Here is a 12,523-nt window from a genome sequence, read left to right as displayed (position 1 = left end):
GCCCTGCCAGAAACGACTGTAACGGAACATTGAGCTGTGAGTGCTCCCGTTCATGAAGAAGGGCAAGGGCTTCAGGATCACTTAAGGTTCTTAAGTCAAGTCTCTGGAGACTCAAGTGGTTCTGATTCGCTGGCTTCATGCCGGGCGACGTCTCGAGGAGACCGTTCCTGTCGAACGAGCGCGTCACAGACGCCATGAGCTCGAAGCCCAGGGGGCTGTCATCTACTGGAGCGAGCGACTGGTCAACCCGCAGTAACCACGCAGACTGGGGGCACCAATCCTTTGTCCATGCTCAGCAGAGCCTGTGCCAAAACTCAAATCCGTGTCGCCCCCCTGGTCGGTCTCACGGGCCTAGCACTGGCCTTGCTTGGGCTCAGCGCCTGTCAAAGGCAATCGCAACCGCACAAAGCAGGCCAACAGGCTGAAGCGATCAATCGTCTGGAGTTACGCCTCGAGCAACTGGAGCGACGGCTTGCCCAGCAGGGTGCTCAACCGGGCGACCCGAATCGCAAAGCTCCCGCCGGCCCTGTGAAATCACTCACCCTGCGCCTCGGCACGGTGGATGATCGCCTGAGGATCTACTGGGCCGATGGCAGCACAAGCGATCTGCCCTGCACCAAGGAACAGGCCACCTGGGCCTGCGGGTAGGCCATCCCCCCCAAGGCGAACGGTCGTACCCAGACACAGCTTGGTCATCAGCCAGTCAGATGACGATCGCCCTGCCCAAGCATCATCGGGACCATGAACCAGACACGAACGCTCCACTTCGCCACAGGCCTGCTCCTTGGCCTGGCGGCCCTCAGTCCTGGCGCCCTGAACGCTCAGAGCAGCAGCTCGCTTCCCCTCGCTCAAACCAAGGCCGCAAACCTGGCCCGAATGCGAGCGGAATCCCTCAACGGGGGGCTGTCCCGATACAGGGCAGCCGGCTGCATGTACGAAACCGGGGCGCCCACTTGCCTTGTCTCCCGATCCACCCAGGGGTTTCTCTTCCGCTTTAAGGGGGGTGCACCGGGCTGGCAACAGCAGGTTCCAGCCAATCCCTCATTGGAAACTGAGGTTCTGGTCTCCCGCAGCGGAGACAGCATCGTGGCAGTTCCTTACAACGGTCCTCTGCGCTGAACCAGGTTCACTCTGATCCGGATCGGGCGCGCGTTATTGCCTTGAGTTGACAGCCGAGAGGAGTCGAACAATCAATGAGGGGGAGATCCTCACATCACCCATGGGTTTCCGTCTTCTCTCAGCCTCACTTGCTCTCAGCGGCGCGTCTTTGCTCAGCCTCTCCGCTCCGGTTCAGGCACAGGCCCCTGTGCCAGCCTCCCAGGTGCGTGCCCTGAACTTGGCTCGCAACACCGTTGTGAACCAGAACGGTGGTCTGAGCGCGTACCGGCCGCAGCCCTGCATGTTCAACACAGCCGGAGGGGGCGGACAGTGCCTGATTAGCAACAACAGCCAGGGCTACACCTTCCGCTTCCTTGGCGGCAAGCCCGGCTGGCCGGAGAACGGAAGTCAGCCCACCACCGAATCCGAAATCCAGATCGCCCCTGATGGCCGCAGCGTGGTTCAGGTGATTTACAACGGCTCCCCGCGCTGATCGCTCATCAGCAGAGCCCTGAGCGCCCCTGGTCCCGATGGGTCCAGGGGCCACCGTTCCCTGCTGGTGAAACTGAAGGCGATCGCTTTTTCGGCATAGGCCGCTTCATTGATGAATACCGGCACCACCCCATCCGGGCCTCCATGGCGGATCACCTCGCCATCGGCACGCAAGAACAGAGGATCACCAAGACGCAGCGGGTGCCAATCCCGGCCTTGAAGCTGTGGATGAATGCAGGCATCAGGGCGACCGGCTGGATCGCGGGGAACGTCAATGCTGCCGAGATGTCGATGCACCACCAGATCGGATGGGGTGATCAGTAAGCCGTGAGCAGCTTCATGGGTCACATCGAAGGCTGCCTGGAGTACGAGCCGGGTCTGTTCGACGACGCGGGCAGAGCGAACACCCTGGGGCACAGGGCCGATCTCAACGACCAGTCCGCAAGGCCAGCGCTCCACCAGAAAGCCCTGCTGAGCCTGATCACCCTCATGCAGATACACCGGCAACCCCAGCCGCTCCTGCAGCGCCGCTGCCAAGGTCAGATCAGCCGGGCGGCGCCCATAGACCACCAGCGAGGTCCCCATCGCAGCCGTCGTGCTGTGCAGATCGAACACCAGGCTGCAGGGCAAAGACCCAGAGCTCCCATAGGCAGCCATGAGCTCCCGGGCCCGGCGGACCTCCAGGGGGACATCCTGCGGGGCTGAGGAGAAAGATTCCGGGACCAGACCCAACCATTCGGGTCGGAAGCTGCGATTGAGGTCACGATCCACGTAGCGCCTGGCAAGTCGGCAGGCCTCGGGGTTGCCAAGCACCGTCTCGACCTGCAGCCCCCTGCGATCAAGCAAGTCTGGATGCGTCTCCCATTGCTCGAGCAGCCATGGACCGTTGATCTCATTGCCGTGGGTGCCCGCGACCACCAACACTCGAGGGGCTGCCATGCACCACCAGCCAGGACCTCCAGCCTGGCGGAGGATGGAATGAAAGGAAAGCGCCATGGCCGTTCCCCCGCTGATCGTTGCCACTGCTCGCGCGGGTTGGCACTGGCAATGGCAACGCCTGATGCAAGGACTCGCCCCAGCCGACGCAGAAGGTCACTACCGCAGGCCCGCGAGCGACCGCCATGACGTGGTTCTACCCGAGGCCAGCGACCTGCTTGCCCGCAACGATGAGACCCGAGCGCGACTGATCATCGGCCGCAGCTGTCCATGGGCCCATCGCACCTGGCTCATTCATCAGCTGCGGCAGCTGCAGCCGAGTCTTGAGCTGGTGATCGCTAAAGCCGATCACCTGAAAGGGCGATGGAGCCTGGAACCGGCCTGGCTGGGCTGCGACAGCCTGCAGGCTCTGTATCAACACTGCGGCTGCAGTCCCAGACACCGAGCCACAGTGCCGGCCCTCGTTGATCCATGCCAGTCAGCAACCCATGAACCGGCTCTGCTTGGCAATGACAGCGCCGAACTCAGCGTGGCGCTAGCGCGCTGGCCGGCCCCCCAAGGAGCTCCTGATCTAGCCCCGGAGCCGCTTCTGGAGAGCATCGAAATCTGGCAGCAACGACTGCAGCCAGCGGTCAATGACGGGGTCTATCGCTGTGGATTCGCCCGCAGCCAGCAGGCCTATCAGGACGCCAGTGAGGCTCTCTTCCAGGCCTTGAAAACCGTGGAATCTGCCCTCAAAACTGGAGGGGGTCCCTGGCTGTGCGGCGAGGCGCTGACCCTGGCTGACGTGCGTCTCTTCCCAACAATGATTCGATGGGAAATGGTGTACGCCCCCCTGTTCGGATGCACGGCCCAGCCCCTATGGACCCTGCCGGCACTCTGGGAGTGGCGACAACGCTTCTTCCAGCTGCCAGGAGTAGCCGCCACCTGTGATGCCCACGCCTGGCGGCAGGATTACTTCGGAGCCCTCTTCCCACTCAACCCTGGGGGCATCATTCCAGCCGGCGAGGACTTGAGCAGACTGGTCATGGCCCAGCCCCCCACCTGCCCATGATCTCCTCCACCGCCAACGGTGAACAAACAACGTTCGAGGGGGTCTATGGCATCTACCAGATCACCGAGCGTGATGCGAAGGAAGTGCAGCGTTATCGCTTCTGTCTCCTGATCTGCGCCATCAGCTTCACGGCAGCCATGGGGCAATGGGCCCTGCTGGGCCCACGCCACGCAGGCCTCTGGCTCCTGCCAATGGCCACCAGTCTGGGACTGGCCCTGAGCTGGATTCACATCTACCTGCGCAGCCTGCATCGAGCTCTGCAGATCCTCTGGGGCCTGGGATGCTTTGGGCTTCTGGTTTGGATGTGGCGAAGCGGTTCCGAGCCCATGCTCCAGGTCGCGGCGCAGCAACCACTCTGGATCTGGCTGATCGGTCCTCTGTTCGCCGCCCTCACTGGGGTGGGTTTCAAAGAGTTCTTCTGCTTCCGCCGGCCGGAAGCGATCGGACTCACCCTGCTGCTACCCCTGGGACTACTCGGGCACCTGAGCGGACTGCTCTCAGAGGCGCTCACCGGCACTGTGATGACTCTGGCGGCCCTGCTGATGTTGGTCCTAGCGCTGCGCAAGTTTGGGGGCCCTGTTGCTGCCGATGTGGGGGATAAGAGCGTGTTTGCTTATCTGGAAGCACAACGGATGGCCTCAAGCGCGTGAGTCTGATCAGCCTGGTGGGGGCAGCGAAGGATTTCGGAATCCGCACCCTCTTCGCCGAGCTCACACTGCACGTGGCCGCGGGCGATCGGCTTGGCCTGATCGGACCCAATGGCGCGGGTAAATCGACCCTGCTGAAGGTGCTCGCCGGGATCGAACCACTCGGTGCTGGAGAACGACGCTGCTCGCCGCGATTGCGGATCGAACTGGTGGGCCAGGACAGTGCCGTAGAGCCCGGTCTCACCGTGCTCGAACAGGTGCTGGCTGGCTGCGGAGAAAAAAGGGAGCTCCTGCTGCGCTTCTCGGCGTTAAGCGAGGCTGTGGCTGAAGCACCCGAAGACAGTGCCTTGTTGGCTGAGCTGGGACAGCTCAGCCAACAGATGGATGAATCGGAAGCATGGGGCCTCGAACAGCAGTGCCAAGAGGTGTTGCAGCGCCTTGGTATCAGTGATCTCCATCGCCCAGTCGAAGACCTATCCGGCGGGTATCGCAAGCGGGTGGGTCTGGCATCGGCCCTGGTGGCCTGCCCGGATGTACTGCTGCTGGATGAGCCCACCAACCATCTAGATGCGGCAGCGGTGGAATGGTTGCAGTTATGGCTCGACCGCTATCCAGGGGCTGTGGTGCTCGTCACCCACGATCGCTATGTGCTGGATCGCGTCACGCGCCGGATGGTGGAGGTGGATCGAGGCGAAGCACGCAGTTACGACGGGAACTACAGCACCTATCTGCAGCGCAAGGCCGAAGAGGATGCAGCAGATGCCGCCTCCGCTGCAAAATTCAAAAGCGTTCTGCGCCGGGAGCTGGCCTGGTTGCGTCAGGGCCCGAAAGCTCGCAGCACCAAACAGAAAGCGAGGTTGCAACGCATCGAGGCGATGCGGGAAGCACCCTCCCGCCAGGCTCGGGCGCAGCTGGACATGGCCAGCATCAGCCGAAGGATCGGCAAGATCGCGATCGAAGCTGAGAACCTGAGGGTCACCGCCGATGGCCATCCCGACGGGCCTGTGCTGCTGGATGACTTCAGCTACAGCTTTAGCCCTGAGGACAGGGTCGGCATCATCGGCCCCAACGGAAGCGGCAAATCGAGCCTGCTGGACCTGATCGCCGGGCGCCGCGAACCCACCAGCGGCAGCCTGCGGCTCGGCGACACCGTGCACATCGGCTATCTCGACCAACACACCGACGCCCTCACCAGCGGACGTGGACTGGAGCGGAAGGTGATCGAATTCGTGGAAGAAGCTGCTTCGCGTATCGACCTGGGGGGCGAACAACTCAGTGCATCTCAGTTACTTGAACGCTTTCTGTTTCCTCCCGCCCAACAGCACAGCCCCATCAGCAAGCTCTCCGGAGGTGAGCGGCGGCGCCTCACCCTCTGCAGGCTGTTGATCCAAGCCCCCAATGTGCTGCTTCTTGATGAACCAACCAATGATCTCGATGTGCAGACGCTGAGCGTCCTCGAAGATCTCCTAGAGGACTTCCAGGGCTGCGTCGTGGTGGTCTCCCACGACCGCTATTTCCTCGACCGCACAGTGGATCGCCTGTTCTGCTTCGAGAACGGGCGCCTGCAGCGCTTTGAGGGAAACTACAGCGCCTTTCTCGATCAACGTCGGCAAGACGAGCGGTCAAGCGCAGGACAGCGCCAAACCAAGGACACCACCTCCACCCTGCGGCAGGAGAGCCAGACCAACGATTCAGCCCCGACTCCTCGACGGCGCAGTTTCAAGGAATCTCGAGAGCTGGAAGCTCTCGACCGGGAGCTTCCAGCTCTCGAAGCACGCAAAAGCAAATTGGAAGCCGCGCTGAGTAGCGGGACTGGAGAAGACCTCACCCGCCTGAGCGAGGAGCTGGCCGCATTGATCCAGCAGCTGGAGTCAGCCGAAGAGCGCTGGCTGGAACTCAGCGAACTGGCTCCATGAAAGAAGCTGTCTGCAACACAGGTGAACCGCTGCGCTTGCGCCGTCTGCGCTTGGGATGAGTCAGATCCTGGGAGCGAGATGGTGCAGGCCATTCACAGCAGAGAACAACCTGCGCCTGGCTCTGGCCCGCCACGGCCCAGGGGGCCGGGAGAACCCTCGCACCGGCAGCCTCAGCCAGCTTCATCGCCGTGGGCCTGTAGTCATCGAGAGAGCGATGCAGGGCCATCTGATCACCCATCCGTCTCAGGTAAAGGTCATGGGACCAGATCACCTGATTGTGTTCAAAGGCTTCACAGGCCTGCACGAGCGAGGCAAATCGCTGACTGACAAGCCCAGAAGGAGCGCATTGCTTCCATTCCAGGATTTCCAGAAACGTTAGTCCTGATCGCCATTGCCTCTGCTCCGAGAGATAGCAGAAGGCCTCAGGCCCATTGATCCAGAACATCCGCCCCTCCTCATCCATGAAGTGGCGGCCTTGACGATGCCTGATACGAACCATGCGCCCCCTTGCTCCCTACTGAGCTGGTAGCGCCAATGAGCGATCCCTGACAAGCATCCTGTTACGGAAAGGCAGTGGCACCCTTCCCCCGTAGCGCCATCGTGGATCAGCCGTATGGTGTGCACGTTGCCTGTGAGCGGCACCCAAAGACCGCAGATTCCATGAAATCCATCGACGAGCACATCCAAAAAGATCAATCGGAGATCGAGGCTGCCCGTGCCGAGGGGAACGAGGCCAAAGTGCGTCACCTGGAAGGTGAGCTCAAGGAGCTCAAGGACTACAAGGAACACCATCCCGGTGATAACCACGACCCCACATCCCTTGAGATGTATTGCGACGCCAACCCCGAGGCACCCGAGTGCCGGGTTTACGACGACTGATCAGAGCGTCAGTCCCTACTGAGGAATGATCGATGGCCTGCAGGATGCTGTCCCGCAGGCCTTTTCTTTGGCGTTTTCAGACTTCCTCGTCGTATTCGGCTGGGCTACCGGTGAGAGAGCAGACCACAGCTTCTTCGGCCTTCATCTCGCGCACTTCGGCGATCGGACGACCCATGCCCTGCAGGACGGCGATCTCCTCACGGGTCTGACAGCGGGCAATCACCCCACCTTCGGCATCGAAACAGGTGAAGAAGGTCATGCATCGAAAACGAGCTGCCCCCTTTATCGCCATGGATCCAGGGGGCCACAAGCATTGATGTCGGCGTGAACACCAGCACCAGGTTTCCGCCTAACAACCAGCTGTCTTAGATGCCCAGCTCTCGCCAGACCAGATCCAGGAGTTGATCCAGCCCCTGACCCATGGCCGCCGAAATCAAGTGCACTGGTCGACCGCTTTCACTTTGCAGCCGTTCCACCTGCTCAGCACGGGCCGCCTCATCATCCAGCAATTCCTGCTTGTTCAGCACCAGGATTCGTGGGCGATCCACGAGACCGTGGCCATAGGCCTCCAGCTCCTTCTCCACCACGCGAAGGTCACTGACCGGATCCTCTGAGCCCCCATCCACCAAATGGATCAGCAGTCGGGTGCGTTCGATGTGTCTAAGAAAATCATGGCCCAGCCCTGCTCCCTGGGCAGCACCAGCGATCAACCCGGGGATGTCGGCGAACACGGTGCCATCCCCTGTCGGACGTCGGACGACGCCAAGGTTGGGCACCAGAGTTGTAAACGGGTAATCGGCGATCTTGGGGCGAGCCGCTGAGAGCACGCTGATCAGAGTGCTCTTGCCTGCATTGGGCAATCCAATGATCCCCACCTCGGCCAACAGCTTCAACTCCAGCTGCAGGGGCCATTCCTCCCCATCGCGACCTTCAGTGCATTTCTCCGGCGCCCTGTTTCGGTTGCTGAGGTAGTGGGCGTTTCCAAGGCCACCGCGGCCACCAAAAGCCACCACCAATTGCTCGCCAGCAGTCGTGAGATCCCCCAGCAAGATGCCTGTGGTGAGGTGGCGAACCTCCGTACCGCATGGCACACGGATCACCAGGTCAATGCCAGAGGCACCGGTGCAGCGATTCGGACCGCCCCGCCGCCCATCCACCGCCGGGAAGAGGCGCTTGTATTTGAAATCGAGCAGGGTCTGGAGGTTGGCGTCTGCCTCGAGCACAACATTGCCGCCATTCCCCCCATCACCCCCTGAGGGGCCACCGGCCGGCACATATTTTTCGCGTCTGAAAGCGACGATCCCATCGCCGCCGCGGCCGCCCCGCACGGTGATGCGCGCCTGATCGATGAACTGCACAGCAACCCTCGGGCCTGGCCAACCATCAACCCTAGGATCGCGTCGAACGGGAGCACAGCGGTGGCCGGGGTTCGCTTCGAGGCGCTCAGCAAAACCTATCCCGGTAGGGGCGGTGGCGCTGGGGTGGAGGTGATCCGCCAGCTGGATCTCAGCATCGACGATGGCGAGTTCCTCGTGCTGGTGGGCCCCTCCGGTTGCGGCAAAAGCACCTTGCTCCGGCTGCTGGCAGGGCTCGACACCCCCAGCTCAGGCGAAATCCTCGTGGGGGATCGACCGGTCAGTCAGCTAAGGCCCTCCCAGCGGGACGTGGCCATGGTGTTTCAGAGCTATGCCCTCTACCCGCACCTGAGTGTGCGCGACAACCTGGGGTTCGGTCTCCGGCGCAGTCGCTCACGCACGCCTGTGCAACGGATCCAGGATCAGCTGCACAGGCAGACGCGGCAGCTTCCAGGCATCCTTCAGGTTCCTTCCATGCGGGAGCAACGCATTGAGGAGCGCACCCAGGAGGTGGCACGCGCCCTCGAGCTCGATCAGCTGCTCGATCGCCGGCCCAAGGAACTATCAGGTGGTCAGAAACAACGGGTGGCGCTTGGTCGCGCCATGGCCCGCCAACCAGCGGTGTTTTTGATGGATGAACCGCTGAGCAATCTCGATGCCAAGCTGCGCACCAGCACGCGTGCCCGGATTGTTGATCTACAGCGCCAGCTGGGCACAACCACCCTTTACGTGACCCACGATCAGGTGGAGGCCATGACCATGGGGCACCGAATCGCGGTGCTGAATCAAGGCAGGCTGCAGCAACTGGGCACGCCGATGGAGCTCTACCGCTGGCCCTCGAACCTGTTCGTGGCTCAGTTCATCGGTAGTCCACCAATGAACGTGCTGCCGGTCCGTGTGGGTGCCGGCCACTGCCTTCTCTTGGAGGAGCGCCGGCTCAACGTGGAAGGTCCACTCGCTGCTGCCATGCCCGCGCTGGAAGGCCAGCCGCTCACCGCTGGCATCCGACCGGAACAGTTGAAAGTGGCTCCCGCCACCAACCGCAACTTGCCTGCGGAGGTCAGTCACTGCGAGGTCCTGGGCAACGAGCAACTGATCACCTGCAGGCTGCTTGAGGGCAATCACCTGGTGCAGGTGCGAGCTGAACCCGATCTCAGCCTGACCAGCGGCAGCCGGATCCACCTCGATGCGGATCCGGCGGGTTGGCGACTGTTCGACCAGGCTGGAGAAGCGATCCCGCTGCCTGAGGAGCCTGCCGCTCCAGGCCCGGAGCCAGTGCTTCCAACGCTTTAGGCGATCGCCAACGGATTCATCGAGGCCAAATCACGCTGCAGCCAGCTCCACCGTCTCCCTGATCCGCATCCACCACTCGCTCCACGTAAGGAACCGTCGACAACCAGTCACGCAGTCCACGTTTAAGGCGCCCGGTGCCAACGCCATGAATCACCCAGACCGGACCACTGGCCGTGCGCAGGATCTCCTCCACGGCAGCCTCAGCCTCATGCACACGCATGCCACGCACATCCACGGTGTTGCGTGACGTGCGCACCTGAGCACCGGAGCCATTCACCCGCGCCTTGACCTTCACCACCGGTTCAGGTGCTGCGGCGCGACGACCATCCAGGCTCTCTACCGCTGTCAGCTCCACGCTGCTACGCATCACTCCGCAACGAACCTGCAGCTGAAGGCCATCCTCTGAGATCGACAGCACCTCTGCTGCCTTGCCGAGTGCGAGCAGTCGGATCCGTTCGCCAACCGCAGGCCGCCAGTCTGTGAGCTGTCGGCGCTGGGGCCGGGGCTGATGATCTGACTCCAGACGCCTGAGCCGTTGGCCGGCCTGCCGAGCCGTTTCGCCATCGGCCTTCTCATCCCGCAGGCGCCGGATCAGACGACGGACCTCCTTCTGGCCTGAGCGAATCGAGGCCTCGAGGTGCTGCCTCCCCTGTTCCTGCCGCTCTGAGGATTCACGCCGCTGGCGCTCCCAGCGACCCAGCAGCTCCTCATGCAGAAGTTCCGTACGGGCCAGGAGAGCAGCGGCATCCTCAGCAGCCGCCTGCTGGCGTTGACGCTGTTCCTCAAGACCGCGGATCACAGCGTTCACATCCCCCTCCGCCTGGGGGGCCAGCAACTCCCGAGCCTGCTCGATCACCCCAGAATCCAGGCCCAGACGCGTGGCAATCGCCAGAGCGTTGCTGCGACCTGGAATACCCCAGAGCAAGCGATAGGTCGGAGACAGCGTGTCGCTGTCGAAAGCAACGGAGGCGTTCTCGAAACGAGCATCGGCGTACTTGAGGGCCTTCAGTTCCCCAAAGTGGGTGGTTGCCACGGTGAGGCGGGCTCGGTCCGCGAGGGTGCGCAACAGGGCAGTCGCCAGGGCCGTGCCTTCACTGGGGTCCGTGCCCGCTCCCACTTCATCGAGCAGCACGAGAGCTGGGGCGGGGCCGGCCGCTAAAGCGGCGAGGATGCGCCCGATGCGTCTCACATGGCCGCTGAACGTCGACAGGCTCTGCTGCAACGACTGCTCGTCACCGATGTCAGCCAGCACCTGAGCACACCAGGGAAGGGATGGCGTTCCCGTGCAGGGCAACCAGAGGCCAGCGCGGGCCATCAGAGCGGCCAGGCCGATGCTTTTGAGAGTGACGGTCTTGCCGCCGGTGTTGGGTCCGGTGATCGCGACCACCCGCAGACTGCTGGAGACCTCCACGCTGATCGGTACCACTGGGGCCCCCTGATCCCTGCGCTCCTGCCAGACGAGCAGTGGATGGCGCAGGTTTTGGAGCACAAACGGAGCATCAGGATCGGGCTCCAACCGAGGAGGTACGGCACCAAGCCACTGGCCATACCGTGCCCTGGCCAGGGCCAGATCCAGCTGAAGCAGCACGTTCCCGAGTCGCTGGAGGGGCTCACCCTGCTCACCCACAGCAGCACTCAACTCCGCCAGCACCCGCTGTTCCTCCTCCCGGATCCGCCCCTCGAGATCGGCCAAACGGTTGCCCAGGTCCACCACCGTTCGCGGCTCAACGAACACCGTGCTGCCAGAGGCGGAGCTGTCATGCACCATGCCGGGGCAATGGGCCACGGCCCCGGCCTTCACCGCGAGCACGGGACGGCCATGGCGCTCAGCGATCACCGTGTCCTGCAACTGCGAAGCCCAGCGGCGGATGACCTCCTGCAGGCGATCACGACGCTCCTGGCGCAGCTGCTGCCACTGCCGTCGTAGCCCGGACAGCGCCGCACTGGCACGATCCGCCACCCTGCCGCCCTCCTCCAACGCGAATTTCAGCCGCTGCTCCAACTCTGGGAGGGTGGCCACATCCTCAAGCAGGGCTGTGCAGACAGGTCGAAGCTCAGGGTCATCGATCTGCCGCCGCAGGCGACGGCCAGCGGCCAAGGTGTCAGCCACCTCCAGCAGCTCCTCGCCATCGGCGCCCCCCCCTTTGCAGCAGCGCAGCACAACCAGCTCGAGGTCGTGAACCCCCTGAAAACTGAGCCCCCCGTCAATCACACCATCGAGCCCCCCCATCTCGATGCTGCGGGCCAGCAAGACGCGACTGCCATCGAGATCAGCGGGGAAGAGATCACCCTGGCAGTGCCGACGGCCCACAACCGTGCTGGCGAAATGAGCGAGATGACTGCAGAGGCGCGGCCACTCCAGTAGCTCGAGCGCCTCCTCCAGCACGCCGGATGACGTCGCCATTGCGCGGTGTTGCTCAGCCATCGTCAGGAGGGCTCAGCGGCAACCTCAGGCTGATTCGAAGGGATTCCCTCCGGGGGCTCATAAAGCATTTCGAGCCAGTTGCCCTCGGGGTCGCGCAGATAGAAGGAAGCAGTGCCATCGCGATGGTCATGCACACCACCGACTGCCACCCCATCCTTCTTGAGCCGGGCATGCACAGCATCAACAGCGGCACGGTCCTTGAAGTGAAAGGCGAAGTGGGGGCCGGCGGCCTTGTAATTGGGCCCGAGCAAGGCGAGACCATCGCGGCCCTCGCCCGCTTCCAGGTAGCACCAGTCCTCAGCCCGCCAGACGAGTCGCATGCCGAGATCCGTATAAAAGGCAATCGCCCGGGTCATGTCCTGCACGCGAATGGCGACATGACCGAGACGATGGACGGGAACCATGGCGGAAGGGGCAGGCGAAAGGAG

The 12,523-nt window shown here is 62.9% G+C and carries 15 protein-coding genes; 9 read left to right on the top strand and 6 right to left on the bottom strand.

Annotated elements, in window-relative coordinates:
• Positions 1-115 precede the first annotated feature (115 nt).
• The 4 genes from CWE16_RS12165 to CWE16_RS09745 all read left to right on the top strand — a co-directional run bounded on the left by CWE16_RS12165 (position 116) and on the right by CWE16_RS09745 (position 1,591).
• Positions 116-256: a hypothetical protein gene (locus tag CWE16_RS12165; protein WP_164498757.1), complete on the top strand. Its 141-nt coding sequence runs from the start codon at positions 116-118 to the stop codon at positions 254-256.
• Between the two features lie 32 nt (positions 257-288).
• Entirely contained in the window at positions 289-648 is a 360-nt protein-coding gene (locus CWE16_RS09755) for a hypothetical protein (protein WP_131595065.1), read from the top strand.
• Positions 649-741: 93 nt separating this feature from the next.
• The gene (locus tag CWE16_RS09750; protein ID WP_131595063.1) at positions 742-1,119 is read left to right on the top strand and encodes a hypothetical protein; all 378 of its coding nucleotides are present in this window, start codon (positions 742-744) and stop codon (positions 1,117-1,119) included.
• A gap of 100 nt (positions 1,120-1,219) precedes the next feature.
• The gene (locus CWE16_RS09745; RefSeq protein WP_131595061.1) at positions 1,220-1,591 is read left to right on the top strand and encodes a hypothetical protein; all 372 of its coding nucleotides are present in this window, start codon (positions 1,220-1,222) and stop codon (positions 1,589-1,591) included.
• Here the strand turns inward: CWE16_RS09745 and CWE16_RS09740 are convergent.
• The gene (locus CWE16_RS09740) at positions 1,570-2,529 is read right to left on the bottom strand and encodes an aspartoacylase (protein ID WP_131595059.1); all 960 of its coding nucleotides are present in this window, start codon (positions 2,527-2,529) and stop codon (positions 1,570-1,572) included. The two genes, CWE16_RS09745 and CWE16_RS09740, sit on opposite strands and share 22 nt — an antisense overlap.
• Before the next feature lie 55 nt (positions 2,530-2,584).
• Here CWE16_RS09740 and CWE16_RS09735 point away from each other — a divergent pair, with 55 nt between their 5' ends.
• From CWE16_RS09735 to CWE16_RS09725, 3 genes are read left to right on the top strand one after another with little or no spacing between them, the layout of a single operon-like run.
• The gene (locus CWE16_RS09735; protein ID WP_131595057.1) at positions 2,585-3,580 is read left to right on the top strand and encodes a glutathione S-transferase C-terminal domain-containing protein; all 996 of its coding nucleotides are present in this window, start codon (positions 2,585-2,587) and stop codon (positions 3,578-3,580) included.
• Positions 3,577-4,230, top strand: a complete 654-nt coding sequence (locus CWE16_RS09730) for a DUF2301 domain-containing membrane protein (protein ID WP_131595055.1) — start codon at positions 3,577-3,579, stop codon at positions 4,228-4,230. Before CWE16_RS09735 ends, CWE16_RS09730 begins: the two co-directional genes overlap by 4 nt.
• Positions 4,227-6,143: an ABC-F family ATP-binding cassette domain-containing protein gene (locus CWE16_RS09725; protein ID WP_131595053.1), complete on the top strand. Its 1,917-nt coding sequence runs from the start codon at positions 4,227-4,229 to the stop codon at positions 6,141-6,143. The genes CWE16_RS09730 and CWE16_RS09725 overlap by 4 nt, the downstream gene beginning before the upstream one ends.
• Here CWE16_RS09725 and CWE16_RS09720 read toward each other — a convergent pair.
• Positions 6,124-6,642, bottom strand: coding sequence for a hypothetical protein (locus tag CWE16_RS09720; protein ID WP_131595051.1), 519 nt, complete (start codon positions 6,640-6,642; stop codon positions 6,124-6,126). The genes CWE16_RS09725 and CWE16_RS09720 overlap by 20 nt on opposite strands.
• 161 nt (positions 6,643-6,803) lie before the next feature.
• Between CWE16_RS09720 and CWE16_RS09715 the strand changes: the two genes are divergently transcribed.
• On the top strand, positions 6,804-7,022 hold the full coding sequence (locus tag CWE16_RS09715) for a CP12 domain-containing protein (protein ID WP_131595050.1): 219 nt from the start codon (positions 6,804-6,806) through the stop codon (positions 7,020-7,022).
• 76 nt (positions 7,023-7,098) lie between these two features.
• On the opposite strand, the gene CWE16_RS09710 is transcribed toward CWE16_RS09715, so the two are convergent.
• A complete protein-coding gene (locus CWE16_RS09710; protein ID WP_131595048.1) occupies positions 7,099-7,281 on the bottom strand; it encodes a hypothetical protein in 183 nt (60 codons plus the stop codon).
• Between the two features lie 106 nt (positions 7,282-7,387).
• Positions 7,388-8,380 carry a GTPase ObgE gene (gene obgE / locus CWE16_RS09705; protein WP_131595046.1) on the bottom strand — a complete coding sequence of 331 codons (993 nt, stop codon included), beginning with the start codon at positions 8,378-8,380 and terminating at the stop codon, positions 7,388-7,390.
• Positions 8,381-8,440: 60 nt separating this feature from the next.
• Between obgE and CWE16_RS09700 the strand changes: the two genes are divergently transcribed.
• Complete coding sequence (locus CWE16_RS09700) at positions 8,441-9,670, top strand: ABC transporter ATP-binding protein (RefSeq protein WP_131595044.1); 1,230 nt, start codon at positions 8,441-8,443, stop codon at positions 9,668-9,670.
• A 16-nt stretch (positions 9,671-9,686) separates the two neighbouring features.
• On the opposite strand, the gene CWE16_RS09695 is transcribed toward CWE16_RS09700, so the two are convergent.
• Complete coding sequence (locus tag CWE16_RS09695; RefSeq protein WP_236629679.1) at positions 9,687-12,074, bottom strand: endonuclease MutS2; 2,388 nt, start codon at positions 12,072-12,074, stop codon at positions 9,687-9,689.
• A 23-nt stretch (positions 12,075-12,097) separates the two neighbouring features.
• Complete coding sequence (locus tag CWE16_RS09690) at positions 12,098-12,499, bottom strand: VOC family protein (protein WP_131456710.1); 402 nt, start codon at positions 12,497-12,499, stop codon at positions 12,098-12,100.
• Positions 12,500-12,523 lie beyond the last annotated feature (24 nt).

It is taken from the genome of Synechococcus sp. BS55D (assembly GCF_004332415.1).
Classification (GTDB): domain Bacteria; phylum Cyanobacteriota; class Cyanobacteriia; order PCC-6307; family Cyanobiaceae; genus Synechococcus_C.
This window is presented reverse-complemented; position numbering and strand designations above follow the sequence as displayed.